This is a genomic window from Pseudomonas sp. R84, from assembly GCF_009834515.1.
Taxonomy (GTDB): Bacteria; Pseudomonadota; Gammaproteobacteria; order Pseudomonadales; family Pseudomonadaceae; genus Aquipseudomonas.
On the sequence record NZ_CP019426.1, the window covers coordinates 98,000 to 124,375 of the forward strand.

General features: G+C 58.7%; 28 protein-coding genes. 12 read left to right on the forward strand and 16 right to left on the reverse strand.

Annotated elements, in window-relative coordinates; genetic code table 11:
* Positions 1-38: 38 nt before the first annotated feature.
* Complete coding sequence (gene coxB, locus PspR84_RS00470) at positions 39-1,166, reverse strand: cytochrome c oxidase subunit II (protein WP_160054531.1); 1,128 nt, start codon at positions 1,164-1,166, stop codon at positions 39-41.
* A 369-nt stretch (positions 1,167-1,535) separates the two neighbouring features.
* On the opposite strand from coxB, the gene PspR84_RS00475 reads away from it, so the two are divergent.
* The gene (locus PspR84_RS00475) at positions 1,536-2,186 is read left to right on the forward strand and encodes a hypothetical protein (RefSeq protein ID WP_122596900.1); all 651 of its coding nucleotides are present in this window, start codon (positions 1,536-1,538) and stop codon (positions 2,184-2,186) included.
* A gap of 119 nt (positions 2,187-2,305) precedes the next feature.
* Here the strand turns inward: PspR84_RS00475 and PspR84_RS00480 are convergent, their stop codons facing one another.
* From PspR84_RS00480 to PspR84_RS00490, 3 genes are all read right to left on the reverse strand, one after another.
* Complete coding sequence (locus PspR84_RS00480; protein WP_160054533.1) at positions 2,306-3,832, reverse strand: SulP family inorganic anion transporter; 1,527 nt, start codon at positions 3,830-3,832, stop codon at positions 2,306-2,308.
* Between the two features lie 90 nt (positions 3,833-3,922).
* On the reverse strand, positions 3,923-4,651 hold the full coding sequence (locus PspR84_RS00485; RefSeq protein ID WP_102902576.1) for a carbonic anhydrase: 729 nt from the start codon (positions 4,649-4,651) through the stop codon (positions 3,923-3,925).
* A 237-nt stretch (positions 4,652-4,888) separates the two neighbouring features.
* On the reverse strand, positions 4,889-5,947 hold the full coding sequence (locus PspR84_RS00490) for a PA0069 family radical SAM protein (protein WP_160054535.1): 1,059 nt from the start codon (positions 5,945-5,947) through the stop codon (positions 4,889-4,891).
* Between the two features lie 221 nt (positions 5,948-6,168).
* Between PspR84_RS00490 and PspR84_RS00495 the strand changes: the two genes are divergently transcribed.
* A complete protein-coding gene (locus PspR84_RS00495; protein WP_160054536.1) occupies positions 6,169-6,471 on the forward strand; it encodes a hypothetical protein in 303 nt (100 codons plus the stop codon).
* Between the two features lie 69 nt (positions 6,472-6,540).
* Here PspR84_RS00495 and PspR84_RS00500 read toward each other — a convergent pair whose 3' ends face one another.
* The 3 genes from PspR84_RS00500 to PspR84_RS00510 are packed head-to-tail and all read right to left on the reverse strand — an operon-like array spanning position 6,541 to position 10,388.
* Positions 6,541-7,842: a cytochrome c gene (locus PspR84_RS00500; RefSeq protein ID WP_160054538.1), complete on the reverse strand. Its 1,302-nt coding sequence runs from the start codon at positions 7,840-7,842 to the stop codon at positions 6,541-6,543.
* Between the two features lie 12 nt (positions 7,843-7,854).
* A complete protein-coding gene (locus PspR84_RS00505; protein ID WP_160054540.1) occupies positions 7,855-9,639 on the reverse strand; it encodes a GMC family oxidoreductase in 1,785 nt (594 codons plus the stop codon).
* Between the two features lie 2 nt (positions 9,640-9,641).
* Complete coding sequence (locus PspR84_RS00510; RefSeq protein ID WP_160054542.1) at positions 9,642-10,388, reverse strand: gluconate 2-dehydrogenase subunit 3 family protein; 747 nt, start codon at positions 10,386-10,388, stop codon at positions 9,642-9,644.
* A gap of 303 nt (positions 10,389-10,691) precedes the next feature.
* Here PspR84_RS00510 and PspR84_RS00515 point away from each other — a divergent pair, with 303 nt between their 5' ends.
* Positions 10,692-11,336, forward strand: a complete 645-nt coding sequence (locus tag PspR84_RS00515) for a dual specificity protein phosphatase family protein (protein WP_160054544.1) — start codon at positions 10,692-10,694, stop codon at positions 11,334-11,336.
* Positions 11,337-11,344: 8 nt separating this feature from the next.
* Here the strand turns inward: PspR84_RS00515 and PspR84_RS00520 are convergent, their stop codons facing one another.
* The 3 genes from PspR84_RS00520 to prlC form a co-directional block, all read right to left on the reverse strand.
* On the reverse strand, positions 11,345-13,369 hold the full coding sequence (locus tag PspR84_RS00520) for a M3 family metallopeptidase (protein ID WP_160054546.1): 2,025 nt from the start codon (positions 13,367-13,369) through the stop codon (positions 11,345-11,347).
* Between the two features lie 113 nt (positions 13,370-13,482).
* Complete coding sequence (locus PspR84_RS00525; protein WP_150652827.1) at positions 13,483-13,776, reverse strand: YheV family putative zinc ribbon protein; 294 nt, start codon at positions 13,774-13,776, stop codon at positions 13,483-13,485.
* Entirely contained in the window at positions 13,773-15,824 is a 2,052-nt protein-coding gene (prlC, locus tag PspR84_RS00530) for an oligopeptidase A (RefSeq protein WP_160054548.1), read from the reverse strand. The genes PspR84_RS00525 and prlC overlap by 4 nt, the downstream gene beginning before the upstream one ends.
* A gap of 88 nt (positions 15,825-15,912) precedes the next feature.
* Here prlC and PspR84_RS00535 point away from each other — a divergent pair, with 88 nt between their 5' ends.
* Complete coding sequence (locus tag PspR84_RS00535) at positions 15,913-16,458, forward strand: gamma carbonic anhydrase family protein (protein ID WP_160054550.1); 546 nt, start codon at positions 15,913-15,915, stop codon at positions 16,456-16,458.
* A 29-nt stretch (positions 16,459-16,487) separates the two neighbouring features.
* Complete coding sequence (locus PspR84_RS00540) at positions 16,488-17,138, forward strand: HAD family hydrolase (protein WP_160054552.1); 651 nt, start codon at positions 16,488-16,490, stop codon at positions 17,136-17,138.
* Positions 17,139-17,222: 84 nt separating this feature from the next.
* Here the strand turns inward: PspR84_RS00540 and PspR84_RS00545 are convergent, their stop codons facing one another.
* Positions 17,223-18,314 carry an aminopeptidase gene (locus PspR84_RS00545; protein WP_160054554.1) on the reverse strand — a complete coding sequence of 364 codons (1,092 nt, stop codon included), beginning with the start codon at positions 18,312-18,314 and terminating at the stop codon, positions 17,223-17,225.
* A 59-nt stretch (positions 18,315-18,373) separates the two neighbouring features.
* On the opposite strand from PspR84_RS00545, the gene PspR84_RS00550 reads away from it, so the two are divergent.
* Both PspR84_RS00550 and PspR84_RS00555 read left to right on the forward strand, forming a co-directional pair.
* Complete coding sequence (locus tag PspR84_RS00550; protein WP_034152270.1) at positions 18,374-18,796, forward strand: hypothetical protein; 423 nt, start codon at positions 18,374-18,376, stop codon at positions 18,794-18,796.
* A 40-nt stretch (positions 18,797-18,836) separates the two neighbouring features.
* Entirely contained in the window at positions 18,837-19,256 is a 420-nt protein-coding gene (locus PspR84_RS00555; protein ID WP_160054556.1) for a hypothetical protein, read from the forward strand.
* A gap of 6 nt (positions 19,257-19,262) precedes the next feature.
* Here the strand turns inward: PspR84_RS00555 and PspR84_RS00560 are convergent, their stop codons facing one another.
* Together PspR84_RS00560 and PspR84_RS00565 are read right to left on the reverse strand one after the other, a co-directional pair.
* A complete protein-coding gene (locus tag PspR84_RS00560; RefSeq protein ID WP_160054558.1) occupies positions 19,263-19,502 on the reverse strand; it encodes a DUF1161 domain-containing protein in 240 nt (79 codons plus the stop codon).
* A gap of 247 nt (positions 19,503-19,749) precedes the next feature.
* Positions 19,750-20,181, reverse strand: a complete 432-nt coding sequence (locus PspR84_RS00565) for an OsmC family protein (protein WP_160054560.1) — start codon at positions 20,179-20,181, stop codon at positions 19,750-19,752.
* A gap of 243 nt (positions 20,182-20,424) precedes the next feature.
* Between PspR84_RS00565 and PspR84_RS00570 the strand changes: the two genes are divergently transcribed.
* A complete protein-coding gene (locus PspR84_RS00570) occupies positions 20,425-21,426 on the forward strand; it encodes an LLM class flavin-dependent oxidoreductase (RefSeq protein ID WP_160054562.1) in 1,002 nt (333 codons plus the stop codon).
* A 253-nt stretch (positions 21,427-21,679) separates the two neighbouring features.
* Here PspR84_RS00570 and PspR84_RS00575 read toward each other — a convergent pair whose 3' ends face one another.
* Both PspR84_RS00575 and PspR84_RS00580 read right to left on the reverse strand, forming a co-directional pair.
* Entirely contained in the window at positions 21,680-21,904 is a 225-nt protein-coding gene (locus tag PspR84_RS00575) for a DUF1161 domain-containing protein (protein WP_160054564.1), read from the reverse strand.
* Positions 21,905-22,032: 128 nt separating this feature from the next.
* The gene (locus PspR84_RS00580; RefSeq protein WP_016985551.1) at positions 22,033-22,248 is read right to left on the reverse strand and encodes a dodecin; all 216 of its coding nucleotides are present in this window, start codon (positions 22,246-22,248) and stop codon (positions 22,033-22,035) included.
* A 157-nt stretch (positions 22,249-22,405) separates the two neighbouring features.
* On the opposite strand from PspR84_RS00580, the gene PspR84_RS00585 reads away from it, so the two are divergent.
* Entirely contained in the window at positions 22,406-22,732 is a 327-nt protein-coding gene (locus tag PspR84_RS00585) for a DUF883 family protein (RefSeq protein ID WP_007911686.1), read from the forward strand.
* On the opposite strand, the gene PspR84_RS00590 is transcribed toward PspR84_RS00585, so the two are convergent.
* Positions 22,705-23,622 (reverse strand): LysR family transcriptional regulator, encoded by a 918-nt coding sequence (locus PspR84_RS00590; RefSeq protein ID WP_160054566.1) that lies wholly within the window; start codon positions 23,620-23,622, stop codon positions 22,705-22,707. The genes PspR84_RS00585 and PspR84_RS00590 overlap by 28 nt on opposite strands.
* A gap of 114 nt (positions 23,623-23,736) precedes the next feature.
* Here PspR84_RS00590 and trpB point away from each other — a divergent pair, with 114 nt between their 5' ends.
* The 3 genes from trpB (at position 23,737) to PspR84_RS00605 (ending at position 26,359) form a co-directional block, all read left to right on the forward strand.
* Positions 23,737-24,969, forward strand: a complete 1,233-nt coding sequence (trpB, locus tag PspR84_RS00595) for a tryptophan synthase subunit beta (RefSeq protein WP_160054568.1) — start codon at positions 23,737-23,739, stop codon at positions 24,967-24,969.
* Complete coding sequence (gene trpA / locus PspR84_RS00600; RefSeq protein WP_160054570.1) at positions 24,969-25,781, forward strand: tryptophan synthase subunit alpha; 813 nt, start codon at positions 24,969-24,971, stop codon at positions 25,779-25,781. The genes trpB and trpA overlap by 1 nt, the downstream gene beginning before the upstream one ends.
* A gap of 122 nt (positions 25,782-25,903) precedes the next feature.
* Complete coding sequence (locus tag PspR84_RS00605; protein WP_160054572.1) at positions 25,904-26,359, forward strand: anti-virulence regulator CigR family protein; 456 nt, start codon at positions 25,904-25,906, stop codon at positions 26,357-26,359.
* Positions 26,360-26,376 lie beyond the last annotated feature (17 nt).

A 26,376-nucleotide genomic window follows, 5' to 3' on the forward strand; every position in this document is an offset into this window, starting at 1 on the left:
TTGCCCCGACCGGTTCACGAGGTACGCGATAGACCGGCTCATTTGCTTTCCGCCTGTTTCAGCTCCAGCACTTCTTTTGGCGTGACCATGTCGCCCTTGTTGTTGCCCCAGGCGTTACGTTCGTAGGTCACGACCGCTGCGATATCGACTTCCGACAGCTGCTTGCCGAACGCCGCCATGGCGGTGCCGGGCTTGCCGTGGAAGACAATGCTCAAGTGATCCTTGATCGGGCCAGTGGCAATTTTCGAGCCCTTGAGCGCCGGGAACATCGGCGGCAGGCCTTGGCCTTCGGCCTGGTGACAGGCAACGCAGGTGGTGTGATAAACCTTGTCGCCACGTTCCTTGAGTTCCTCGAGGGTCCATTCCTTGCTGGTCAGCTCTTTAAGCTGCGCGGCTTCGGCTTTGCGCTCGGCGAGCCACTTGTCGTAGTCGGCCTTCTCTTTGACCTCGACCACGATCGGCATGAAGCCATGGTCCTTGCCGCACAGTTCGGCGCACTGGCCACGGTAAATGCCGGGCTTGTCGATGCGCGTCCACGCCTCGTTGACGAATCCCGGGATCGCATCGCGTTTCACCGCGAAGGCCGGCACCCACCACGAGTGAATAACGTCGGCCGAGGTCACGAGGAAACGCACCTTGGCGCCAGTCGGCAGCACCAGCGGCTTGTCGACCTCGAGCAAGTAATGCTCGCCCTTGGTTTCCTTGTTGTGGATCTGTTCGGCGGGGGTGACCAGGTTGCTGAAGAACTCGACGTCCTGGCCCAGGTATTTGTAGTGCCACTTCCACTGGTAACCGGTGATCTGGATATCGATATCCGGCTCACTGGTGTCGTACATCTTGATCAGGGTGGCGGTCGCCGGCACGGCCATCGCCACCAGAATCAGGAACGGTACGACGGTCCAGAGAATTTCGACGGTGGTGCTTTCGTGGAATTTTGCGGCGACCTGCCCGGTAGAACGGCGGTGCACCATCATCGACCAGAACATGGCGCCGAAGACGATGATCCCGATCACCACACAGATCCAGAAAATGGTCATGTGCAGGTCGAATACTGCGTGACTGATTTCAGTCGCTCCAGGCGCCATATTCACAGTCCATGCGGCGTGCGCCGGACTGAAAATCGACCACAACAGGAGGCCCATCCAGACGTGTGGATGTCGCATCATTGCGGGTTCCCCTTATCGTTCTTGTTATCCCGCCGGCTTTCGCCTGCGGCAAGGGAGCGGCTGCATCAGACTACGAACTTGAATCGCCGGGCCTTGCTGCGGGTGCAGTCGGGCGTCATCAGCTAACTCCATTCACTGGCGAGTATAGACAGCGACGGGAAATTGCAATGTGCACACGTAAATCAACTGAAACAGCTGGCACTTGCGTTCAAGGGCACGAATGGAGAAGGATGCAGACGAGTGGTGGCAAACCGATATAACGCAGGCGCATCAAGGATGAAATAATTATGACAAATGCGTCTTAGCATTTTTCGTAAGCCAGCTAACTTATGTCTTCCCTATTTCATTGCCTTGTTTCCTGGAGTTTCCATGAACACCGCCGCATTGCGCGAGCAGATCCAAAAAGCCCAACAACACGAAAAAGACACCGGCCTGCTGACCCGTCAGCTGGAAAGCAAGCTGCCTCATTTACACCCGGCGATCCAATTGCCGGAAGCCGACGCCCAGGGCGTGCTGACGCGTTTTGTCGCCGCCTACATCGATGAAGTGCCAGACCTGCTGGATGCAGCCAATGAAGTCGCCAGGGAAGCGGGAATCGAATCGCAGATCAAACCGGTGCTGAAAATCGCCGAGCAGTATTTCCTCCAGCCGCCAGCCATCATGGCCGGGCACGTTGGCCTGGACAGCCTGCTTGATGAAGCCTATCTGGCGCACCGTTTTGTCGAAGAGGTCAACGACCTGTACATCAAGCATTTCGGCCAGCCACTGATCCCCCTGGACATGACGGTCGCCAACTTGATTGCTCACCAATTGATCGGTGAGGAATTTGCCAACCAACTGGACGAAGCGGTGCATCACGCCATTGACGAGATGCTCAACGACGAAAGTTTTGCCCTGGAGTCGGTAGAGGTCTACCGCGAAAAACTCAGCAGCCCGGACACCGGCGCCGCGTGGAAACGCTGGCCGTGCATGGGCCGCCGACTGGGTGTGGGTCTGGAACTGGACCAGCCTGCTGCCTGAGTTACACACAATCGAATGTAGGAGCTGCCGCAGGCTGCGATCTTTTGATCTTTTACAATCAGAATCAAAAGATCGCAGCCTGCGGCAGCTCCTACAGGGGTTGAGTTCAACCAGCAAATTTAGCCGGCAGCGCCGATCCCGGTAGTCGTTCGAATCCGTCCCTCAAGCCTGCGCTTCAACCCGCGCGACTCAATCAACAGCTTCGAGCCCTTCGCCGCATTCGCCCGGCCCCACTCTTCCAGCAACTCCAGACACGAATGGTCGATGTAGCTCAGATTATTGAGCGGCACATGCACCGTCGTCCCCTGGGGAATGCTGCCCAGCACTTGCGTCAGCGCCGGCACCTTGAGGAAGGTCGCCGCACCGACCAGACGCAATTCCATCTCACCCTCCTGCGGCAGATCGATCAGGCTGATCTTCAATCGCGAAGCCTTGAACGCCAGTTTCAACATCGTCAGACCGAAACCGATCAACACGCCCGTCAGCAGGTCGGTGAAGATGATCGCCAACGCCGTCGCGGCATAGGTGAACATCGGCATCCGGCCATAACGACTCAAGCCTCGGAAAGCTTTGAGATCGACCAGTTTGAACCCGGTGTACACCAGCACACCCGCCAGACTCGCCACCGGAATGCTTTGCAGCACACTCGACAGCAACAGCACGAACGCCAGCAGCCACAGACCATGGAAGATCGTCGAGTAACGCGTGGTTGCGCCGGCCTGGACGTTGGCCGAACTGCGCACGATCACCCCGGTCATCGGCAGCGCGCCGAGCAGACCGCAGAGCATGTTGCCGACACCTTGCGCCGACAGCTCACGGTCGAAGTCCGAACGCACGCCGCTGTGCATGCGATCTACCGCTGCGGCGGACAGCAACGTTTCGGCGCTGGCGATAAACGCCACGGCGAACGCGGCGATCAGCAGCGTCGGATCAGCCAGGCTGAGCAAGTCCGCCGGTTTCAGCCAATCGATGGCTTCGGCCAGATTCGCCGGCACCTCGACGCGTTTGACTTGCAGGGCCAGCAACAGACTTGCCCCGGTCGCCAGACCGACACCGAGCAATGCGCCCGGAACGAAGCGCAACGAATGCGGGCGAAATTTTTCCCACAACCACATCACCGCAATCGTTGACAGTCCGAGCAGCCCGGCCTGCCAGCCGAACGACGGCAAGGCCTGCGCCACTGCTGCCGGGAACGCCGTAAGGTTATCCAGGCCCGAGGGCTTTGGTGACGCATCGAGCATCACATGCACCTGCGACAGCACAATCAACACGCCAATCCCCGCCAGCATGCCGTAGACCACCGCTGGCGCCGTGACCCGAAACCAGCAACCGAGCTTCAAGCGCCCGGCGACCAGTTGCAGGAAACCGGCGAGCAGCAGAATCGGCCCGAGCATCTCGATGCCGTGCTGGCGCACCAGTTCGAACACCAACACCGCCAGACCCGCCGCCGGCCCGCTGACCTGCAACGGCGAACCCGCCAGCCAACCGACCACCAGACCGCCGATGATCCCAGTGATCAAACCCTTGGCCGGTGGCAACCCTGACGCAATCGCGATACCCATGCACAGCGGCAACGCGACCAGAAACACAACCACTGAAGCGAGCAACTCCCGTGGCAACACCGCTTTCAATTGAGCCGCACGCATAGCGATTCTCCCGAAGTTTTCTTCAGGCATGGCTTCGCCGAACCGCTGAAACAGCGGCCGGCGTCAAACCACACAGATTTTTAGGAAGATTTAGAAGCGCGCTTTGGGCGTCGCCACCGGAATCGGATGGCTACCGTCGAGCGGCAGGAAACGTCCCTGATCCGCGTCGTAAGCTTTGATTTCGCTGGTTTCGATGTCGTAGACCCAGCCATGGATGAACAAATGACCGTTCGCCATGCGCGAGGCTACCGAAGGATGGGTACGCAAGTGCTGCAGTTGGGCGATGACGTTTTCCTCGGTGAGGATCGGCATGCTTTCTTTTTCGTCGGCGCAGTTACAGTTTTCATGCACCATGGTTTTCGCGACTTCAGCGTGGCGCAGCCAGGCTTTCACTGTCGGCATTTTTTCCAGGCTGTCCGGATTGAGCACCGCACGCATGGCGCCGCAATCGGAGTGGCCGCAGATGATGATGTGCTGCACGCCGAGCGCCAGTACCGCGTATTCGATCGCGGTGGAAACGCCGCCGTTCATCTGCCCGTAAGGCGGCACGACGTTGCCGACGTTACGGGTCACGAACAGATCGCCGGGCGAGCTGTGGGTAATCAGCTCGGGGACGATGCGCGAGTCGGCGCAGGTGATGAACATCGCCTTGGGCGCTTGGGCCGTGGCGAGTTTCTTGAAGAGTTCTTCCTGCTGTGGGAAGACCTCATGATGAAAATGCAAAAAGCCGTCTACGATCTGTCGCAGCGCTGCATCGGCGGATTCCGCTTCAGGGGTTTGCCCCGACGCAGCCAACGGCTGTTTATCCTTGTCACTCATGATTCATCCTCTTTGGCGGATTAGGGGAGTCATTCCCATGTATTCCGGTATGAAGCCAGTGGCTGTTTAAACATCCGGGTCATCCCGACCCGTCAGTCACTCGATGAACAAGGTAGCCGCCGAAACTTAACTCAAACTGAATCAAACGCTCTAGAACGTGTGTTCCAGGTCACAAAAAACGTGACTGGGTGATTTCGGCGGAAGGATTCCAACCCCTCAACCATAGGCCAATTGTCGCTAAATCAACGACATCTGGCGACCCGGCGGACAGAAGGCGGTGCAATCGAGGTTATAGCCTTCGCGGTGATTCATGCCAAGCCGCTTGATCGCTTTGGCAAAGCGTTGCGCGAGCAGGTCGGCGAACACCCCTTCACCGCGCATGCGTGCACCAAAACGGCTGTCGTAGAGTTCGCCGCCACGGCTCTGGCGGATCAGGCTCAGCACGTGCGCGGCGCGTTGCGGGTAGTGCGACTGAAGCCATTCCTCGAACAGCGGCGCCACTTCCAGCGGCAGACGCAACATCATGTACGCAGCACTTTGCGCACCGGCGGCGTGGGCTTCGTTGAGCAGATTTTCGATTTCACTGTCATTGATCATTGGAATCATCGGTGAACACAGCACACCAACGGGAATGCCTGCTTCGCGCATCATCCGGATCGCGCGCAATCGTGCCTTGGGTGCAGCGGCGCGCGGTTCGAGGATGCGTTTGAGTTCGTCGTCCAGCGTGGTCAGGCTGATCATTACGGCCACTAGCCGTTGCTGCGCCAGTTCGGTGAGCAGGTCGAGGTCGCGCAGAATCAGCGAGCCTTTGGTGATGATGGTCACCGGGTGCTTATAGCGCAGCAGCACTTCGAGGGTCTGGCGGGTGATTTTGTGTTCACGCTCGATCGGCTGATACGGGTCGGTGTTGGAACCCAGGTTGATCGGCGCACATTGATAGCCTTTCTTTCCGAGCTGTTCTTCCAGCACTTGGGCGGCGTTGGTCTTGGCGATCAGTTTCGTTTCGAAATCCAGCCCGGGTGACATGTCCCAATAGGCGTGGCTGGGCCGTGCGTAGCAATAGATGCAGCCATGCTCACAGCCTCGATAGGGATTGATGGAACGGTCGAACGGCAAGTCTGGTGAAGTGTTACGGGTGATGATGGTTTTTGCGGTTTCGATCATCACCTCGGTGCCTTGCGTCAGCGGCACTTCCTGATACCAGCCGTCATCCTCCGCCACCGAGCGGTTCGGCGCGAAGCGGTTGTGCGGGTTACTGGCGGTTCCGCGACCGCGGGGCGGGAGAGGGTTGATCATTGGGCGGGCTCCTGATCTGTATATGCATACAGTACCTGAGCGCACCCGGTGTGATCCAGTACCGTTCAGCGATGGGATACGCGCTGACTGGCAAAGTTTATATATAAGTGCAAAGTACAATCCGAGATACATATGTCCCGTTGTCGCGCCAAGTTATCGAATATAGTCTTGGCCACTTCCATCGGCATTTGTCCGGTAACTAAATTAAAAGGATTTAATTCATGTCTTATCTCAATCAGCGTGGCGTCTTTATGCAAATGATGCTGCCCAATGCATCGGAGCCCAATACCATTGTTTCGATGCAACTTGCGCGCAAGGAACTGGGCTGGAACGCCGAGCAGGAGCTGCCCACCGAGACTCTGGTTGACTCGGACTACGTGGTGGCAGTGTCCAGCGACCGTGGCAAAACGTTCACTGTTCGCACCAACAAGAACGATGTGGACGGTGATGGTGATATTGATAACGACGACAAGGCGAAGCTGATTGCATTGGCCAAGGCTTATGTAAGTATCGTTAATCCGTAAGATTGGAACTTGTTGCGATATCTGTCATTAAAAAACCCTGCATGAATGGTTCATGCAGGGTTTTTGTTTTTAATGATGATCGGTGACTTGGCCAAGATCATCAGTGGACGTAGTTTTCATATCGTCGCTGCGTAAACCCGCAACTTCTTTGGCGCTGACCGGCGCACCTTTATTACCCCAACTGCCGCGGATGAAGCTCACCACATCCGCCACTTCCTGATCCGACAGACGCCAGGCGAAGCCCGGCATGGTGAAGGTCGACGGCGCCGTGTGTGTCGCCGGCAACGTACCGCCCTTGAGCACGATGTGAATCAACGAAGTCGGGTCTTCCGATTGCAGCACCGGATTACCCGCCAGCGCCGGGAACACCCGGGTATAACCGTGGCCATCGGTGCGGTGGCACGCGGCGCAGTTGTCGATGTACACCGCAGCGCCACGCTGACTGTCATCACCGTTCCACAGCGCCTTGGCGGCTTTTTCATCGTACTGATGCGGTTGATCGTTCGGATCAGTGGCCGGCAACGACTTGAGGTAGCGGGCAATCGCCGTCAGATCGGCATCCGTCATGTATTGCATGCTGTGGGTGACCACATCGCTCATGCCGCCGAACACGGCGCTGCGATCGCTACGCCCGGTCTTGAGGAACTGCACCAGTTGCTCTTCGCTCCAGCTACCGAGGCCATCCTTGTGATCACCACGCAGACTTTTGGCGATCCAGCCTTCCAGCGGCGCACTGCCGGCGAGGAAGTTTTTGCCATCGGCCGCGCTCAGGGATTTTTCCTGCATGGTCAGGGCGCGCGGCGTATGGCAGGCACCGCAATGACCGAGGCCTTCGACCAGATACGCACCACGATCGATCACCGGGTCGGTACTCGTCGCTTTGTAGTCCTCGACCTTCGGCGCAAACATCCAGCGCCAGCCCATCAACGGCCAACGCATGCTCAACGGCCACGGAATGTCGCTGGCCTTGTTCTCTTGCGCCACCGGTTCTACGCCGTGCATGAAGTACGCGTACAACGCTTGCATGTCGGTTTCGCTGACACGCGCGTAGGACGGATACGGCATCGCCGGGTACAACGTACTACCGTTTTTGGCGACGCCATGGCGTACGGCCTGATCGAAGTCCTCGAAGCTGTATTCACCGACGCCGGTTTTGTCCGGGGTGATGTTGGTCGAGTAGATCGTGCCGATCGGGGTTTCCATCGGCAGGCCACCGGCGAACGGTTTGCCGCCCTTGGCGGTGTGGCAGGCCACGCAGTCACCGGCGCGGGCGAGGTATTCGCCCTGTTTGATCAGACTTTGATCAACTTCAGCCGCATGAATTGAGGCACTGCCGAGCAGCGCCAGAGTCGCGATAACGAGATTTTTCATGGTCATCGCTCCTTAAGCCTGAACCAGCGGGCCGGGGTTTTTCAGGTATTGCTCGCGGATCGCCTTCGCCGACCAGTAGGTCAGTGCGGCAACCAGCCCGGTCGGGTTGTAACCGAGGCCTTGCGGGAATGCCGAGGCACCCGGAACGAAAACGTTGTGCACGTCCCAGCTCTGCAAGTAGCGGTTCAGCGCGCTCTTCTTTGGGTCGGTGCCCATGATCGCGCCACCGTTAAGGTGGGTGGTCTGGTACGACGCGGTGTTGAAGTGGTCGCCGACTTTCTTGCCGATCACCGCAATGGCTTTCGGGCCCATCGCTTCGGCGACCTTGCCCATTTTCTCGACCATGAAACGGTTCATCTTGATGTCGTTTTCCTGCCAGTCGAAGGTCATCCGCAGCAGCGGCAAACCATAGGCATCGCGGTACACCGGATCGAGATCAAGGTAGTTGCCACGGTAGGACTGATGCGCGCCGTGGGCATCCATCGACACCTGGTGGGTGTAGTAATCGGCGGTGGCGCGTTTCCAGTCACTGCCCCACGCCGGTGTACCCGGCGGATTCGAGGTGCCAGCAATCGGTCGGCTACCAGCCTGGTTGACCCACATCGGCGAGCCGCCGACGAAGCCGTGCGGGCCGTGGTCGAAGTTGTCGGCGTTGAAGTCATCCAGCGCCACGCCGTTGCCGCCGGCGCCAATGAAGTTGTTGGTGTGGGTGTCCTTGTTGAAGAACGCCTTGATGGTCGCCATGTTCTGGTAGGCAAAGTTACGCCCGACCACGCCTTCGCCGCTGATCGGGTCGTATGGCTTGCCGATGCCGGACAGCAGCATCAGACGCACGTTGTGCAACTGGAACGCGCCGAGAATCACCAGATCCGCCGGTTGCTCGATCTCGCGACCCTGTCCGTCGATGTAGGTCACGCCGGTGGCTTTGGATTTGCTGCTGTCGAGATTGACCCGCAACACATGCGAGTTAGGCCGCAGCTCGAAATTCGGCAGCGGCTTGAGCGCCGGCAGAATGTTCACGTTCGGCGAGGCTTTGGAATACATGTAGCAAACGTAACCACTGCAGAAACCGCAGAAGTTGCACGGCCCCATCTGTGCGCCGTAAGGGTTGGTGTAAGGCCCCGAGGTGTTTGCCGAAGGCAAGTTGTAGGGCTTGTAACCGACTTCAGTCGCTGCTTTGCCGAACAGCTGTGCGGAGACTGTGTTTTTCTGCGCTTCCAGCGGGAACGGGTTGGAGCGATCCGGCGCGTACGGGTTGCCGCCCTTGCCCTGACCGACCAATTGGCCTTTCACCGTCCAGGCCTGGCCCGAGGTGCCGAAGACTTTTTCGGCGAAATCGAAGAACGGCTCCAGTTCTTCATAGCTGACGCCGAAGTCCTGGATGGTCATGTCCTTGGGGATAAAGCTTTTGCCGTAGCGCTCTTCGTAGTGGCTACGCATGCGCAACTCGATCGGATCGACCCGGAAGTGCACGCCCGACCAGTGCAGTCCGGCGCCGCCAACACCATTGCCCGGCAGAAACGCGCCCAACTGGCGGTTCGGCAGGGCGATGTCGTTGACGCTGTGGCGAATGGTGACGGTTTCCTTGGAGATGTCCTGAAAGAGTTTTTTACGCACGCTGTAGGTGAGTTCGTCGATCACCTGCGGATAGTTGCCGTCCGGGTAGGTGTCCTGCATCGGCCCGCGCTCCAGCGCCAGCACGTTGAGGCCCGCTTCGGTCAATTCTTTGGCCATGATCGCGCCAGTCCAGCCGAAACCGACAATGACTGCGTCAACCTTCTTCATTACCGTTGCCATGCTTACGCCCTCTCGCCGCGAATCGAAACTGCCGGGAAGGGGTATTGCTCGTTACGTTCCACCCAATCCATGAAATCGGCGCGGGCGCCGGGGAAGCCGATCATTGTCCAGCCGACCATGCCTTTGTTGCCACCGTGGATCGGGTCGCAGAAGAACCCCTCCTTGGTGTTTTGCAGCAGCAGATTGAAGAAAATCTTCGCCGGAACCGCGTCGAACTGCGCTTTGCCGGTTTCAAGTTGCTTGAGCAAATCGTCTCGGGTAGCGCTGTCTTGCTCAGCAAATACTTTACCGTTGAGGGATTTTGCCCACTGATCCGTGGCGGCGATGCCGAGGCGATAGATCTCTTTGGGCACCAGTTTGCTCTGCCAGCCCATTTCCGGAGCGGCGTCGGCGTTGAACGGGCCTTGCATGTACCACAGCGCACCGGCGGCGTACGGCGTGTTCATCTGCCGGTCGATGTATTCCGGCACGCCGGCTTCGAGCGCGCCCGGGCCTTGGGCATCGTTGGGGATCAGCTGTGCGACGGCGGCATTGATGAACGCCCATTCTTCGGCGGTGAAATAGCTCGGCTGATACACGCTGGCATCAGTGCGAACCGGTTGCGGCGCGGGCGCAGCTGGTTTGGCTTCAGGCGCTGCTTGCAAGACGCTGCTGCCCAGACCGGTGCCAGCCAGGGTGACCACCGGAATCAGGGTCAGGGATTTGCGTAAGAATTCACGCCGCGGGTTGTCTCGACTTTCATCAGACATGGGGTGCACCTCATCAGGCATTAGGGGACAGCCGCTTCTGCGAGCGGCTTGAGGAGTTTTCGTCGCGACGTGACGGTATGACCCGGAAAATGGGGACTCGTCTGCAACATCGTGTGACAAATGGTAGCAGGCTAAGCTTCGGGATGAATCGATTCAGTGGAAAAAAACAGCGGTTTTCCGCATGCCAGTGCATGAAACCGTGCGGATTCACGATTCTTTGACAAGCGCCTCACAGGGCTTTGACCGCTCAACATCGAAGCTGCCGTTCCTCTCACCGATGAACCCCGACACGGTTACCCCAGCATGTCCCGAGTGCGTTTTTTTTCCGCTTTGTGCTTATCGCTATTGGTGCTGTTGCCCTGGATGCCTGCCCAGGCTGCGGCAACTGCGACAGTTCGTCCTGCTGATTGGGCGCAACCGGTCGAAGTGCAATACAACCTGTTCCAGATGTCGCCGACGCTCTATCGCAGCGCCTTGCCCGATGGCGGTGCGGTGCCGTTGCTGAAGAATCTGAAAGTCGCCACGGTGATCAACTTCCTTCCGGAAGCGGACAGTAATTGGTTGTCCGAGCCCGGCATCAATCAGGTGCAACTGCCGTATCGCACCAATCACGTTGACGACGCCGATGTGCTCAAGACCCTGCGGGCGATTCAGTCTGCCGAAGCCAGCGGTCCGGTATTGATGCATTGCAAACACGGCTCCGACCGCACCGGCCTGATGGCGGCGATGTACCGTGTGGTGGTGCAGGGCTGGAGCAAAGAGGATGCCTTGAGCGAGATGACTCAGGGCGGTTTTGGTGAGAGCGGGCACTTCCGCGATAGCGTGCGCTACGTGATGCAGGCCGATGTCGACAAGCTGCGCACGGCGCTGGCCAATGGCGATTGCAGCACCAGTGCTTTCGCCACCTGTTCGATGAAAAGCTGGTTCAAGTCCGCCCACGTCGAGTGATCGGCGCGTCAGTCCGGTTGCGCTGCCAGATCTGTCTGAACTGCCTGGCCGACGAAGACTTCCAGCGCGGCCAACAGTGAAATCGAATCACCGGAGAAGAACGCTTCACGCAACTTTCGGCCGGTTTGCGCATTGAATACCCCATCACGCTCAATGTGCTTGAACGCCTCGCTGGCCAGTACGCCTGACCATTTGTAGGCGTAGACCGATGCTTCGTAACCGGTCACCAGATAATCGAAACTGTTGGCAAAGCGGCAATAGGCGGGCAATTGCAGTTGCGGTATTTCCAGCAGCACCGCTTCGAAGCGCTGTTGCGGGTTTTGGCCATTTTCTTCGCTGCGGTGCAATTCAAGATCGAGTAAAGCCTCAAGCAGCAGCGTGGCGGTATCGCGACTGGTAAGCGTCGCGATGGCGGCCAGTGCTGACGTTAGCCGTGCGCGCTTTAGCGGCGAGCGGGTTTCGTGGTGTGCTGACAGCCACTGAAGCAGCTCCGCTGAAAGGCTGAATTGTTCGAACAGTTGCCCGGCAAACTCACCGGTATCACGCCCCAGTTGCGCGATACCCGACAGATTGTGGTGAGGCGAGCGGGTCAGCACCTGTTGCAGGCAATGCCCGAACTCATGGAACAGCACGCGCAGGTCCTTGTGTGAAAGCAGGCAGCGATGTTCGCTGGTCGCGGCAGGGAAGTTGCAGTGGAGGATAGCGATTGGCAGGGCCGGCCGACCCTCGGCATTGATGCGTCGGTTGCGCATGGTATTGGTCAGGGCAAAGTCGGGGGCGTCCTCGCGATGAAAGGGATCGAAGTAGATGTACCCGATCAACTGTCCGTATTCGCTGACTTCCAACAGACGCACTTCCTCGTGCCAATGGCTGAGGTCCTTCTGCTCGGTCAGTTTGATACCGAATAAATGTTCATTGAATTGGCAGAACCGACACAGCGTTTCATCCAGCGGAAAATACTCGCCAAGTCCGTTCAGTGCGCTCGCCGAGCGTTGCTGACGTAATTGCTCGACGAAAAACTCGAAATCCCAAGCCTGCAGTTCTGTGACGCCCTGGGTTGTGGCGAATGCTCGCAGGGCCTGCATGTCCTGCTCCAGTGATGTGCGATTGTGCTCGATCTGTTGCTTTAAAAAATGTTCGACCTGGGCGGGCGAGTTGGCCATGTGGTTCGAAAGCCGCAGGTGTGCAAAGCTCTCGAAGCCCAGCAACCGGGCTTTTTCATGGCGTAAGCCGAGCAGTTTTTGCAAGACGGGTCCGTTATCGAACCGCGCATCATGCGGTCCTTGATCCGAGGCCCGGGTGCAATAAGCGCGAAAATACTCTTCGCGCAAATGCCGATCTCGCGCATTTTTCATGATGTATTCGTAGGTGTTTCGATCCAGCGTCAACAACCAGCCGCTTTTCCCCGCTCGACGCGCGTTGAGCGCCAGCCGATCCTGGAACGCGGCTGACAGGCCGTCGAGGGTCGCAGCCTGGCTAATCTGCTTGCTCCAGCCAGCGCTGCTGCGCTCCAGATTGATCTGGAACAATTGCTCCTGAAGCTCGATGTCGAGGTTTATCGTGGTTAACCGCTGTCGCAGTTCGGCAGGCAACTCAATGCCCGACAAACGAAAACCACGCAGAGTCTTGGCCAACGACGCTTTGCGAAAGTCATCGAAGCTGTCGGCGATCGGGCTCTGCTGCAGACGTTGATACGTGTGATAAAGCTCCAGGTTCGCAGCCTTCTGCACCCGATAGCGAGCCGCAGTAATGCTGCACAGGGCGCTTTGCTCTATCCAGTCGATGTCCGTGGTTTTGACGGTCGAGAGCACTTCAATGATGCCCATGGTTTCAGCGAGCCGTGCGTCGGCTTCGGCGACGGCCACCACCAGATCATCCCAATTGGGGTGGTCGGTCTGGGTGGCGATCACTTCGGCGATGATCCGCTGATTATCGGCCACGATGGCATTGATGGCGGGTGCCAGGTGCTCGGCCTTCACGTCGGACCAGGCCGGCAGCTGCCAGCGTTGTAGCAGGGGATTGGTAGGGGGCATCGCGTCTTCCTTGACCGCAGGTTGAAAAAAATCAGCCTACGGAGAAAGCGCAAGGGCAAGGCATTAGATAGATACCACCTCGCACCGCTGATTCGGTGCGAGGCAGTCATGGCTCAATTGGGCTGGTCAGGCTTTTTTTTCAGTTTCGGGTTGGGGAAAAACTGTACGGCCTGCACGGTCTTGTCCGGCGCGGGTTTGTTCAGCGCACTGGTGTTGACCCGCGTGCCCAATTCTTTCGGCACCGACAGCCCTTGCTCGTTTAGCGTATCCGAGTAACCGCAGGCCACACATTCGCGGTGCGGCACGCCGTCCTCGTTCCACATCATCAGCTTGTCCGGTTCGCTGCACGCCGGGCAGACCGCCCCGGCGATAAAGCGCTTCTTGGTAATCACAGGCCCCTCACTCATGCTGCCGCGTCCTCACTCAGGCCGCTGTGGCGCAACAGTGCGTCAATCGATGGCTCACGGCCACGGAAGTCGACGAACAGCACCATCGGCGCCTGCGAACCGCCGCGCGCCAGAATCGCTTCGCGGAAGGCGCGGCCGGTTTCTGCGTTGAGCACGCCGTCTTCTTCAAACTTCGAGAAGGCATCGGCCGACAGCACTTCCGCCCACTTGTAGCTGTAGTAACCCGCCGCGTAACCGCCGGCAAAGATGTGCGCGAAGCTGTTCGGGAAGCGGTTGTAGGCCGGCGGACGCATCACCGACACTTCGTCGCGAACGCCTTCCAGCACTTGCAGCGGATTGCGGCCGTCACCGTGGGTGGCGTGCAGTTCGAAGTCGAACAGCGAGAACTCGAGCTGACGGACCATCATCAGGCCGGACTGGAAGTTCTTCGCCGCGAGCATTTTTTCGAGCAGGTCCTGAGGCAGCGGCTCACCAGATTCGTAGTGACCGGAAATCAGCGCGAGACCTTCCGGCTCCCAGCACCAGTTTTCCATGAACTGGCTTGGCAGCTCGACCGCGTCCCACGCCACGCCGTTGATCCCGGAAACACCGGCGTGATCAACGCGAGTCAGCAGGTGGTGCAGGCCATGACCGAATTCGTGGAACAGCGTGGTCACTTCGTCGTGGGTCAGCAGCGCAGGCTTGCCGCTGTCGGCCGGGGTGAAGTTGCACACCAGATTGGCCACCGGGCTTTGCAGCACGCCGTCGACGGTACGACGACGGTCGCGGGCGCCGTCCATCCACGCCCCGCCACGCTTGTTGGCGCGGGCATAAAGGTCGAAGAAGAAGCGGCCGACGTGCTGGCCGTTTTCCTTGATTTCGAACAGGCGCACGTCCGGGTGCCAGGTGTCGAAGCCCTTCTGCTCGGCGATCTCGATGCCGTACAGACGCTGAACGATGGCAAACAGACCGCCCAGCACTTTGTCGATCGGGAAGTACGCACGCAGGGTTTCCTGGGCAACGCTGTAGCGCTGTTCACGGAGCTTTTCGCCGTAGAAACCGCTGTCCCAGCTTTGCAGATCGGCGCAGCCCTGTTCGGCGGCGTAGGCGCGCAGCTGTTGCAGATCCTGCTCAGCGAACGGCTTGCTGCGCTTGGCCAGATCGCGCAGGAAGCTCAGTACCTGATCGCTGGATTCGGCCATTTTCGTGGCCAGGCTCAGCTCGGAGAAGCTGGCGAAACCCAGCAGCTTGGCCAGTTCCTGACGCAGATCGAGGATCTCTTCCATCACCGGGCCGTTATCGTTCTGACCGGCGTTCGGGCCTTGATCCGAGGCGCGGGTGCAGTAGGCGGCGTAGACTTCTTCACGCAGCGCGCGGTCTTGCGCGTAAGTCATCACCGCGTAGTAGCTCGGGAATTCCAAGGTGATCAGCCAGCCATCGAGGCCTTTGGCTTGCGCGGCGGCAGCCATTTGCGCCTTGGCCGAATCGGTCAGGCCGGCGAGGGCGGCTTCGTCGCTGACGTGCTTGGTCCAAGCCTGCGTAGCGTCGAGCAGTTGGTTGGAGAAGCGGCTGCCCAGCTCGGACAGTTTGCTTTGCACTTCGGCGTAGCGTTTCTGCTCGGCTTCCGGCAGGTCGATACCCGACAGACGGAAGTCACGCAGAGCGTGTTCCAGAATAGTCTTTTGCGCCACGTCGAAACCAGCGGCTTCCGGGCTGTTGGCCAGCGCTTCATAAGCCTGGAACAGCTCGCGGTTCTGGCCCATCTCGGTGGAGTAGGCGCTCAGGGCAGGCAGGCACGACTCGTAAGCTTCGCGAAGCTCGGCGCTGTTGCACACGGCGTTGAGGTGGCTGACCGGGCTCCAGGCAGCGCCGAGACGGTCATTGAGTTCGTCCATCGCCAGTACCAGGCCGGCCCAGGTCGGGTTATGGACTTGGCTCTTGAGGATTTCGGCGATGGCGGCGCGGTTGTCGGCCAGGATCGTTTCGATGGCGGGCAGGACGTGTTCGGCACGGATCGTGGAGAACGGTGGCAGGTCGTAGGACTGCAGCAGAGGGTTGTTCACGCTCACGGTTGGCACCTTGGCTGGGGAAACATTGCCCCATCTTAATTACAATCGGCATCATCCGCAGCTATCGGCGACAGAGAGAGAAATTATCGTGTCCGTTCGCAAGTACCAGAATCACACCCCCAGCCTGAGCAAAGGCGCCTTTGTCGACAGCTCGGCGGTGGTGATCGGCGACGTCGAAATCGGTGAAGACAGCTCGGTCTGGCCGCTGACCGTGATCCGCGGCGACATGCACCGCATCCGTATCGGCGCGCGCACCAGCGTCCAGGACGGTTGCGTGCTGCACATCACCCACGCCGGCCCGTTCAACCCGGACGGCTTCCCGCTGCTGATCGGCGATGACGTGACCATCGCCCACAAAGTCATGCTGCATGGCTGCAGCGTTGGCAGCCGCGTGCTGATCGGCATGGGCAGCATCGTCATGGACGGCGCGGTGGTCGAGGACGATGTGATCATCGGCGCCGGCAGCCTGGTTCCGCCGGGCAAGCGCCTTGAAAGTGGCTTCCTTTATGTGGGTAGCCCGGTGAAGCAGGTGCGTCCGCTCACCGACAAGGAAAAAGCCTTCTTCACCTACAGCGCGGCGAACTACGTGAAGCTCAAGGATCTGCATCTGGCCGAAGGCTACGACACACTCTGATTCGAATTGGCGACTGCCCAGGAATTTTCATGCATTACCAAACCGTACTGTTCGACCTTGATGGCACCCTGACAGACCCACGTGAGGGCATCACCCGTTCCATTCAGTTTGCCCTCGCCAAACTCGGCATCGATGAGCCGGATCTGACCAGACTGGAACACTTTATCGGCCCGCCGTTGTTGCAGGCGTTCATGCAGTTCTACGATTTTGATGAAGCCAAGGCGTGGCAGGCGGTGAATTTTTATCGTGAACGCTTCAAGGTCACAGGCCTTTATGAGAACCGTGTGTTCGACGGCGTTACGCCGTTGCTGGAAACCCTGAGCGGCCAAGGACGGCAGTTGTACATCGCCACCTCGAAGCCATGGGAGTTCGCCCGCGAGATTGCTCGGCACTTTGATTTTGCCCGGCACTTCAAGGTGATCTACGGCAGTGAGCTGGATGGCACGCGGACCAACAAGGTTGAGCTGATTGCGCATCTGATCAAGGAAGAAGGGCTGGATCCGGCGGATACGCTGATGATCGGTGATCGCAAGCACGACCTGATCGGCGCGCGCAGTAACGGGCTGGATGCGGCGGCAGTGGGTTATGGGTTTGGCAGTTTTGAAGAGTTGAACGCTGAGGCGCCGGCTTATCACTTTGAAACTTTGGACGAGTTGCATCAGGCCTTTTTGCAGCGCTGATCAAATTGCTTTCGCGAGCAGGCTCACTCCTACATTTGGAACGCATTCCCCTTTAGGAGTGAGCCTGCTCGCGATGACGGTTTTTTAGCCACTGAAGGCCTGAGCGTCTGCCAACGCTTTGAGTGCCGCCTTGCGCTCGCTCACCGGCAATTTGCCAAGTTCCTCCACCTCAGCATAAAACCTCATCCAATCCCCCCCGACCTTTTTGAACAACGCCGCAAACGCCGGCACCCACTGGTCATACAAACCAAACGGCAGCAACCGCGCATTGTTCAGCGGCGCGTTCACCCAGGCGTCGTAACGCTTGTCCCCGGCCCACTGGCTGTCCCTCATCATTCTGTATTTGCGGCGAAACTGCTCGAACTCGGCCGCTTTACGTTCGCGCATCAGCTCGGTCGCTAATGGCTGTGTATAAAGCTTCTCCAGCCGTGAACGGGTATCGAGCACCAACTCAATAAACTGATCGCGTTGTTTCAGCCGTGAATCGGTGTCCGCCGGCAACCCCCGAAACGCTCGCCACTGCCGCGTGCCTTCCTGCTCGACAAACGTGGCAAATGACTCGTTGAACTCGGTGTCGTCCTTTACATAGAAGCGCTGATGCGCCAGCTCATGAAAAATCAGCGTGGCCAGACGCTCATCGCCCCAGCCCATCATCGAGTTAAGGATCGGGTCATTGAACCAGCCCAGCGTCGAATAGGCCTCAACGCCGCCAATCGAAACGTCCATGCCCTGCAAACGCTGGATCGCCGCTTCACCCCGCGCCGCGCTCTGGCTGTAGTAACCGCGATAGGCCACACAACCGGCAATCGGGAAGCAATGGTTCTGTGGCGTCAGGGAGAACTCCTGAGTGGCGAACACATTCCACACCACGTACGGGCGATGGATGTCGGCGTAAAGGCGATAGCTCTCGTTATCCGGCAGGTGCAGATGTTCGCTGGCAAAGGCGCGGGCTTTTTGTGATTGCGCCAAATGTGCGCGCAGTGTCTCGTCGCGGCTCGGGTCATTGATCACCTTTTCCACTGGCTCCCGCGCCCGCAGCAATTGCAGCTGGCCGCTGGCCAACTGAGCGTAATAGCTGACGCTGGCGCAACCGTTGAGCAACAAAAACAACACACCCGGAAACAAAACCCGAAAAACGCGATCAAGTAACCCAAGGCTTGGAAACGGCCTGATCAAAATAAGAAATCCCCCGGAGAGTCTGTCCGCAAGACTATCCCGCCTTAAGGAGCACCGCTATGCGCATGTTGATGCTGTCAGGAGGCCTGCTGACGCTGGCCGGTTGTGCCGGATTCGGAATGCCCGATCCTGACCCTTCGCAAGCTTGGATCGATCTCGATGCCCGGCAACAGGACACGGCGCTGCAAGCGTTGCAGGTTGATACTCAGGCGACCGCCGACAAACGCTATTTTGAAGTGCAGCCCGGCAGTCATGAATTGAAGGTGCGTTATCAGTTTCCGGTGGAGGCGACCAACATCGGTCCCGACGCTGAGCCGCTGTGGCGCGATTGCCAGTTGAGCGTGAAATTCAAGGATTTCAATGCCGGCCAGCGTTATCAGTTACAGGCCGGCAGTATCGGCTTCCGGCCATGGGCCAAGCTCTATGACGAGCAGCGCAAAGTGGTAGGCCAGGGCACGCCGGCAGGCTGTCAGCGAACCTGAACGGCGCTATGCTGAGTATTCAGATCAGTGGATATTCGTCATGCGCCAGTTGCTGTTGTTGCTCGTTGCCAGTCTTGTGGCCGGTTGTCAGACGCCATTGCCCCCGGTCGATCCGCACATGGCCTGGGTCGATTTTTCGACGCCGACGCCCGGCGGTAAAGTGCTCATGGCCGAGCGCCTCGACAAACAGCGACTGAATGACGGGCGCTACTTTCAGGTCACCCCGGGCAGCCACGAATTGCGCGTGCGGTTTGATTTCGAAGTGTTTGGCGGTGGTGGCGCGCTGATGACCGGGCCGGTGGAGCGGTTGTGCTACATGTACATCCGCTATGACCATTTCGAGGCCGGCCAGCGTTACACGCTGGAGGGCCGCTCGCTGGCGTTCACCCCAAGTGCCCGGCTGTACAACGCCAAGCGCGAGATTGTCGCCGAGGATCACGACTACAACTGCATTATCTGAGGCGACTCAGCTGTCGTTCTTCTGATAGATGATCGCTTTGGTGCCGTTCTCGCATGAACCGACCACCATGGCGATGTCATGTTTTGCGGCCTCTTCTTTGCTTACGATTTCCAGTGTGTAGGACGGCACTGCTTTAGCCTGAATCTTGACTTCGATCTCTTCCTTGAGTTTTTCGCAGTTTTTGGGTGCCGCAATTACCGAGGTGGCCAGTGCACTGCAGAGAATCGCCAAGCCAATACGTTTCATGAGTGAAGCTCCCTGAGGCAGCGCGCACGGGCGTGCGCTGAAGCTGCTGTCATTGATTCGACCATACTTTTACAGCGAGGGTTCTGACTTCGCTCACAAGTTGTGTTTTCGGTTTCAAACTCCGGGTTGATTGTGAAATCGCCTTCGCGAGCAAGCTCGCTCCCACATTGGTTCTGGCTAGACCCGTTCATTGTGGGAGCGAGCTTGCTCGCGAAGGCGTCGGCAAAGCCAACGCCTGATTCGAACCTTAAGAAATCAGCGAAGCCTCAAGCGTAATCTTCGCATTCAGCACTTTCGACACCGGGCACCCTTCCTTGGCCTTGTTGCTCAGCTCTTCAAACTGCTCCTGCGTCGCTCCAGGGATCTTCGCCTTGAGGATCAGCTTCACCGCCGTGATCGCGAACCCGCCCTCCACCTGATCGAGGGTCACTTCCGCCTGAGTATCAATGCTGTCGGCCTTCAGCCCCGCATCGCCCAGAATCATCGAAAACGCCATGGAAAAACAGCCAGCATGCGCCGCGCCGATCAGTTCCTCCGGGTTGGTACCTTTGCCGCCCTCAAACCGGGCCTTGAACCCGTACGGCGCTTCTCTGAGGACACCGGTTTCGGTGGAGATGGAGCCGATGCCGGTTTTCAGATCGCCTGCCCAATGTGCGGATGCTTTCTTCACGATAGCCATGTCTGCCTCCTCAAGATCTGGCGCGGAAACGCCGCGCCGTCGTGGTTTTTACTTGCAAGGCTTCTGAGGATAGACGCCGCAGCAAAGTTCAGCCCCGGCTGAATCGTTGACTTTTTTAGTAGGAAATTTCATCACCGCTATTGAAACTCGGGTATATGCCCTCATTGCACAAAACACGCTTATGGATTTGGCAGGTTTTCGTTCGCAAGAAAAACCTGCCTCCCCACTCGGAGACGCAGGTTTATGAAACAACTGTCCGACGTAAAATTTTCCACCCTCGATCTGGTACCGGTGCGCGAAAACGGCAGCCCGGCGCAATCGCTGCGCAATTCGCTGGATCTGGCACAGCACGTCGAGAAATTCGGCTACACGCGATTCTGGGTGGCCGAACATCACAACATGGACGGCATCGCCAGTTCCGCGACATCGGTTTTGCTGGGCTATCTGGCTGGCGGTACGTCGACCATACGTGTCGGCTCCGGCGGCGTGATGCTGCCCAATCATGCGCCGCTGGTGATCGCTGAGCAGTTCGGCACCTTGGAAAGCCTGTATCCGGGTCGGATTGATCTCGGTCTGGGCCGCGCGCCCGGTTCCGATCAGATGACTGCTCGGGCGCTGCGCCGTGAGCGCTCCGGCAGTGCCGATGATTTCCCCGAAGACGTCGCCGAACTGGTGCGCTACCTCGGCCCGCGTACCCCGGATCAGCGTGTGATCGCGATGCCGGGCACCGGCACCAATGTGCCGATCTGGTTGCTGGGTTCCAGCCTGTTCAGTGCTCAACTGGCCGGTGAGCGCGGCTTGCCTTACGCCTTCGCCTCGCATTTCGCCCCGCGTTTCATGCACGAGGCGATCCGCGTTTATCGCAATCACTTCAAGCCTTCGGCGGTGCTCGACAAGCCGTATGTGATGCTCGGTGTGCCGCTGGTGGCGGCGGATACCGACGAGCAGGCGGACTACCTGGCGACGTCGGTGTATCAGCGCATTCTGGCGTTGATGCGTGGGCAGAGCCTGGTGCAGCGTCCACCAGTGACAACCATGGACGGGCTGTGGTTGCCGCATGAGCGTGAAGCCGTCGGTGATTTCCTGGGACTGGCGATGGTCGGCAGCCCGCAGAAGATCCGCGCCAAGCTGGAGGTGCTGGTTGAGCAGACGCAGGCGGATGAGCTGATTTTCACCAGTGATCTCTACGAGCACGCTGATCGTGTGTATTCGTACGAGTTGTTGGCGCAAGTTATGAAGGGCTGAAAGGCACCCTCACCCTAGCCCTCTCCCAGAGGGAGAGGGGACTGACCGGGTTATATGTTCGAGATACATCGACCTGAAATAACGAGTCGTACTCAGGATCTGAACAGCCCCCCCGATCGGCTCCCTTTCCCTCTCGCCCCTAGGGGGAGAGGGCTGGGGTGAGGGGGTTCGATTTCAAACACACCAAAAGCCCCAAAATCCCAGATACAAAAAAGCCGACGCATTCACGTCGGCTTTTGTATTTCAGGCGCGATCAACCGCGTTTGTAAACGATTTCCTTGGTGCCACCTTCGCAGGTGCCAACGACCTTGGCGCCAGCATCTGCGCCCTTGTCGACAATCTCCAGCGAATACCCGGAAGCACCCTTGGCATCAATCTTCGCCGCGATCTCGCTTTTCAGCTCTTCACAAGGCTTACCGGCAGCAAACGCACCACCCGCAAGGCTCAACAAACCTACTGCCAAAATGAACTTCTTCATCGGTCGCACTCCCTGGTCGGATTGAAAGAGGCGGGCATCAGGTCATCCACCCGATGCACTCACCCTGTAGCGCTTTGCCATTCCTATGGCACTCGGCCAGCGCGCAAGTTCAGAAGACTAGACCAAACTCAGCTGCTGGCAATCTTGAAGCCGACTTTCAGCGTCACCTGAAAGTGCGCTGCCTTGCCGTCCTTGATGTGACCACGGGTTTCGGTCACTTCAAACCATTCCAGGTTGCGAATGGTCTTGTTGGCTTCAGCAATTGCGTTGTTGATGGCGTCTTCAATGCTGCTGGTCGACGAACCGACCAGCTCGACTTTCTTGTACGTGTGATGGTCACTCATAACGATCTCCTTGGCGTGTGGAATTGAGACTAGCAGTGAATCTGCACTGTTGATTTCGGCGGCTTTGCGCAGACGAAGTTCAGATTTTCTGCACTTTCTCAAACCGCTGAAGTCCCAACCAACACACGCCACTCATCACCAATGCAGGAGAGCCACCATGGCCAACACCTCTTTACGTAAAGCCTCGTTGCAAAGCATGGAAGCCGAGATCGAGAGTCTGCTCAAGTCGTTGGAGAGCCTGAAGGACGACGCTTCGGACGAGTCGCGCAAGACCCTCAAGGCGCTGAAAAGCAATGCCGAAAGTGCGCTGAAACATTCGCGTCACCTGCTCAGCGATGCCTATGAAGAAGTCAAAGTGAAAACCCGCGAAACCGGGATCGCCACCCGTGATTACGCCCAGGAACATCCATGGACGACGGCCGGTGTGGCCGTCGGTGCGATCGGTCTGCTCGCGGCTTATTTGCTGTTCAAGCGCGGTGAGTGATCGCTCTGGCGCAACTCGTTCTTGAGCCATTGCGCCAGTTGCCGAGCGCGCCCGTCTGCGGCGCGCTTGGGTAGCCATAACGCCAGTTGTGCCGGGGTTTCACAGAAACCCCATGGCGCAACCAGGCGACCGGCTTTCAAGTCTTCTGTCACCAGCGGCTCCGGCGCGATGGCCACGCCGAGACCGGCCACTGCGGCCTCCAGCAAATAATACAAATGCTCAAAACCTTGCCCGAGCTTCAGCGCTTTTGCGTCAAGGTCGCTTTGCTGTGCCCAGCTTGGCCAAGCTTGTGGGCGAGAAGTTGTGTGCAGCAGCGGTTCATTGAGCAGCGCTGAGGCTGGCGCCGTTCGCAGGCGTTGATAGCCGCTGAACAGTGGACTCATGACCGGGCCGATGCGTTCTGCAGCCAATTCGTAAACCTGCATGTCTGCCGGCCATGGCGGCTCGGCGAACAGCAGCAAAGCATCCAGCCCCGGACGTCGTGGATCGAGATCGCCTTCACCCGCCGATAGATGCAAACGCAAATCCGGAAGATCGGCATTCAATCGGCCCAAACGCGGGATAAACCAGCGCGCCAGCAGGCTTCCAGAGCAGCCGAGTACAAACGGCGCATCCGCCATGCTTTGCGTCAATTCAGCGCAAACACTGCGAAGCCGATCAAAAGCCTCGCCGCTGGCATCACGCAGACGCATGCCTGCATCTGTGAGTTTCAAGCCGCGCCCGTCTTTAACAAACAAGCTGACGCCCAAGTGTTCTTCGAGCACTTTCAGCTGACGGCTGACCGCACCATGGGTGACGTGCAGCTGTTCGGCGGCCTGACTGACGCTGTTCAATCGGGCCGTGGCTTCGAACGCACGCAAGGCGTTCAGCGGAGGAAGATCATGGCTCATGGTATCTGTGAGTTTTCCTGACAGGTTGTGGCGATCTTATCGGTTTTCAGCTTAGAAGGTCAGGGGTAGAGTGGTCGTCATTGTCTCTTGACCCGAATTCACCTGGAGCGACTCATGACCCAGACTTCGAACACCTCTGATCTGCGTAACGGCCCGGACGATAACGGCCTGTTCGGCTCGTTCGGTGGCCGCTACGTGGCGGAAACCCTGATGCCGTTGATCCTCGATCTGGCCCGTGAATACGAAACGGCCAAGGAAGATCCGGCATTCAAAGAAGAATTGGCCTACTTCCAGCGCGACTACGTCGGACGTCCGAGCCCGCTGTATTTCGCCGAACGCCTGACCGAGTTCTGCGGCGGCGCGAAGATTTATCTCAAGCGCGAAGAGCTGAACCACACCGGCGCGCACAAGATCAACAACTGCATCGGCCAGATCCTGTTGGCGCGGCGCATGGGCAAAAAACGCATCATCGCCGAGACCGGCGCCGGCATGCACGGCGTGGCCACTGCCACCGTCGCCGCACGTTTCGGTCTGGATTGCGTGATCTACATGGGCACCACTGACATCGAACGTCAGCAGGCCAACGTATTCCGCATGAAGCTGCTCGGCGCTGAAGTGATTCCGGTGGTTGCCGGCACCGGCACTCTGAAAGACGCGATGAACGAAGCCCTGCGTGACTGGGTAACCAACGTCGACAGCACCTTTTACCTGATCGGCACCGTTGCCGGCCCGCATCCTTATCCAGCGATGGTTCGCGACTTCCAGGCCGTCATCGGCAAGGAAACCCGCGACCAGTTGCAAGCGCAGGAAGGCCGTCTGCCGGACAGTCTGGTGGCGTGCATCGGTGGCGGTTCCAACGCGATGGGCCTGTTTCACCCGTTCCTTGACGACAAAAGCGTCGAAATCATCGGTGTTGAAGCCGCCGGTTACGGCATTGAAACCGGCAAGCACGCGGCGAGCCTCAATGGCGGCGTCCCGGGTGTGTTGCACGGCAACCGTACCTTCCTGCTGCAGGACGACGACGGCCAGATCATCGACGCTCACTCGATTTCCGCCGGCCTCGATTACCCAGGCATTGGTCCTGAACACGCGTGGTTGCATGACATCGGCCGCGTTCAATACACCTCGGTGACCGACGACGAAGCTCTGGATGCATTCCACAAATGCTGCCGCCTGGAAGGGATCATTCCTGCCCTGGAAAGCGCCCACGCCCTAGCTGAAGTGTTCAAGCGTGCACCGAAGCTGCCGAAGGATCACCTGATGGTGGTCAACCTCTCCGGTCGTGGCGACAAAGACATGCAGACCGTCATGCACCATATGGAACAGTCCCAGCAGGAGAAACACTGATGAGCCGCCTGCAAACCCGCTTTGCCGACCTCAAGGAACAGAACCGCGCTGCGCTGGTGACCTTCGTCACCGCCGGTGATCCGGACTACGACACCTCGCTGGCGATCCTCAAGGGCTTGCCGGGTGCTGGCGCCGACGTGATCGAGCTGGGCATGCCGTTCACCGATCCGATGGCCGACGGCCCGGCGATTCAACTGGCGAACATCCGTGCGCTGGGCGCCAAACAGAACCTGCTGAAAACCCTGCAAATGGTTCGTGAGTTCCGTGAAGGCAACAGCGACACGCCGCTGGTGTTGATGGGCTATTTCAACCCGATTCACATGTATGGCGTCGAGCGCTTCATCGCTGATGCGAAAGAGGCTGGTGTCGATGGCCTTATCGTGGTCGACATGCCACCTGAGCATAACGCCGAGCTGTGCGACCCGGCACAGGCTGCCGGTCTGGACTTCATCCGTCTGACCACGCCGACCACTGACGACGCGCGTCTGCCGAAGGTGCTCAATGGCAGCTCCGGTTTCGTTTACTACGTGTCGGTGGCCGGTGTGACCGGTGCCGGTGCAGCAACGCTGGAGCACGTCGAAGAGGCGGTGACCCGTCTGCGTCGTCATACCGATCTGCCGATCAGCATTGGTTTCGGTATCCGCACCCCAGAGCAAGCAGCGGCCATTGCTCGTCTGGCAGATGGTGTTGTGGTGGGTTCGGCGTTGATCGATCACATCGCCAACGCAACGACGCCAGCCCAGGCCATCGACGGTGTACTGAGCCTGTGCTCGGCACTCTCCGAAGGCGTGCGTAAGGCCCGCGTCAGTTGAAGGTAAAGTTCCTGATACAGAGGAATTAGCGCTTCGCGGCACAGACTAAATGAGCAAGACCGAGGGCTTCAGAACATCGTTCTGAAGCCTTTTTTGCTGTTTGTGCCGTGAGGAAATACCCGATGAAAATGCCGAAACGTCTGATGGTCGGACTGGGCGTGCTGATGATCAGCGCGACGCCGCTGCTGGCCAGCGCTGATCAGCGCGACGATCACGACCACGGCGGCCCGCAGCAGGGCCAGCACGATAACCGCGGCGACAATCACGGTGACGACCACCGTGGCCCACAGAATGATCACCGTGGTGGTCCGCCGCCGCACGACTTCGGCCCGGTGCGCCAGACCATTCGTGACAATCATGGCTACTTCGTACGCGGTGCACCGCCACCTCCGGGCATTCATTTGGAGCGTGGCCGGCCGTTGCCGCACGGGTATTACGGCGAGCGTCTGGATAATCGTGCGCTAGGTCGTTTGCCGGTGTATCCGGGCTACGAATGGCGTCGGGCGGGAGGCGATATCGTGCTGATCGCGGTGGGTACCGGGATCGTTTACGAGATTCTCGACGGGGTTTTGTATTAATCCTTAGTCAGTCAAAA

Excerpts from the sequence above, each read along its gene's own strand:
- coxB (WP_160054531.1), bottom strand. The coding sequence starts at position 1,166 with ATGATGCGACATCCACACGTCTGGATGGGCCTCCTGTTGTGGTCGATT.
- PspR84_RS00475 (WP_122596900.1), top strand. The coding sequence starts at position 1,536 with ATGAACACCGCCGCATTGCGCGAGCAGATCCAAAAAGCCCAACAACAC.
- PspR84_RS00480 (WP_160054533.1), bottom strand. The coding sequence starts at position 3,832 with ATGCGTGCGGCTCAATTGAAAGCGGTGTTGCCACGGGAGTTGCTCGCT.
- PspR84_RS00485 (WP_102902576.1), bottom strand. The coding sequence starts at position 4,651 with ATGAGTGACAAGGATAAACAGCCGTTGGCTGCGTCGGGGCAAACCCCT.
- PspR84_RS00490 (WP_160054535.1), bottom strand. The coding sequence starts at position 5,947 with ATGATCAACCCTCTCCCGCCCCGCGGTCGCGGAACCGCCAGTAACCCG.
- PspR84_RS00495 (WP_160054536.1), top strand. The coding sequence starts at position 6,169 with ATGTCTTATCTCAATCAGCGTGGCGTCTTTATGCAAATGATGCTGCCC.
- PspR84_RS00500 (WP_160054538.1), bottom strand. The coding sequence starts at position 7,842 with ATGAAAAATCTCGTTATCGCGACTCTGGCGCTGCTCGGCAGTGCCTCA.
- PspR84_RS00505 (WP_160054540.1), bottom strand. The coding sequence starts at position 9,639 with ATGGCAACGGTAATGAAGAAGGTTGACGCAGTCATTGTCGGTTTCGGC.
- PspR84_RS00510 (WP_160054542.1), bottom strand. The coding sequence starts at position 10,388 with ATGTCTGATGAAAGTCGAGACAACCCGCGGCGTGAATTCTTACGCAAA.
- PspR84_RS00515 (WP_160054544.1), top strand. The coding sequence starts at position 10,692 with ATGTCCCGAGTGCGTTTTTTTTCCGCTTTGTGCTTATCGCTATTGGTG.
- PspR84_RS00520 (WP_160054546.1), bottom strand. The coding sequence starts at position 13,369 with ATGCCCCCTACCAATCCCCTGCTACAACGCTGGCAGCTGCCGGCCTGG.
- PspR84_RS00525 (WP_150652827.1), bottom strand. The coding sequence starts at position 13,776 with ATGAGTGAGGGGCCTGTGATTACCAAGAAGCGCTTTATCGCCGGGGCG.
- PspR84_RS00540 (WP_160054552.1), top strand. The coding sequence starts at position 16,488 with ATGCATTACCAAACCGTACTGTTCGACCTTGATGGCACCCTGACAGAC.
- PspR84_RS00550 (WP_034152270.1), top strand. The coding sequence starts at position 18,374 with ATGCGCATGTTGATGCTGTCAGGAGGCCTGCTGACGCTGGCCGGTTGT.
- PspR84_RS00555 (WP_160054556.1), top strand. The coding sequence starts at position 18,837 with ATGCGCCAGTTGCTGTTGTTGCTCGTTGCCAGTCTTGTGGCCGGTTGT.
- PspR84_RS00560 (WP_160054558.1), bottom strand. The coding sequence starts at position 19,502 with ATGAAACGTATTGGCTTGGCGATTCTCTGCAGTGCACTGGCCACCTCG.
- PspR84_RS00565 (WP_160054560.1), bottom strand. The coding sequence starts at position 20,181 with ATGGCTATCGTGAAGAAAGCATCCGCACATTGGGCAGGCGATCTGAAA.
- PspR84_RS00570 (WP_160054562.1), top strand. The coding sequence starts at position 20,425 with ATGAAACAACTGTCCGACGTAAAATTTTCCACCCTCGATCTGGTACCG.
- PspR84_RS00575 (WP_160054564.1), bottom strand. The coding sequence starts at position 21,904 with ATGAAGAAGTTCATTTTGGCAGTAGGTTTGTTGAGCCTTGCGGGTGGT.
- PspR84_RS00580 (WP_016985551.1), bottom strand. The coding sequence starts at position 22,248 with ATGAGTGACCATCACACGTACAAGAAAGTCGAGCTGGTCGGTTCGTCG.
- PspR84_RS00585 (WP_007911686.1), top strand. The coding sequence starts at position 22,406 with ATGGCCAACACCTCTTTACGTAAAGCCTCGTTGCAAAGCATGGAAGCC.
- PspR84_RS00590 (WP_160054566.1), bottom strand. The coding sequence starts at position 23,622 with ATGAGCCATGATCTTCCTCCGCTGAACGCCTTGCGTGCGTTCGAAGCC.
- trpB (WP_160054568.1), top strand. The coding sequence starts at position 23,737 with ATGACCCAGACTTCGAACACCTCTGATCTGCGTAACGGCCCGGACGAT.
- trpA (WP_160054570.1), top strand. The coding sequence starts at position 24,969 with ATGAGCCGCCTGCAAACCCGCTTTGCCGACCTCAAGGAACAGAACCGC.
- PspR84_RS00605 (WP_160054572.1), top strand. The coding sequence starts at position 25,904 with ATGAAAATGCCGAAACGTCTGATGGTCGGACTGGGCGTGCTGATGATC.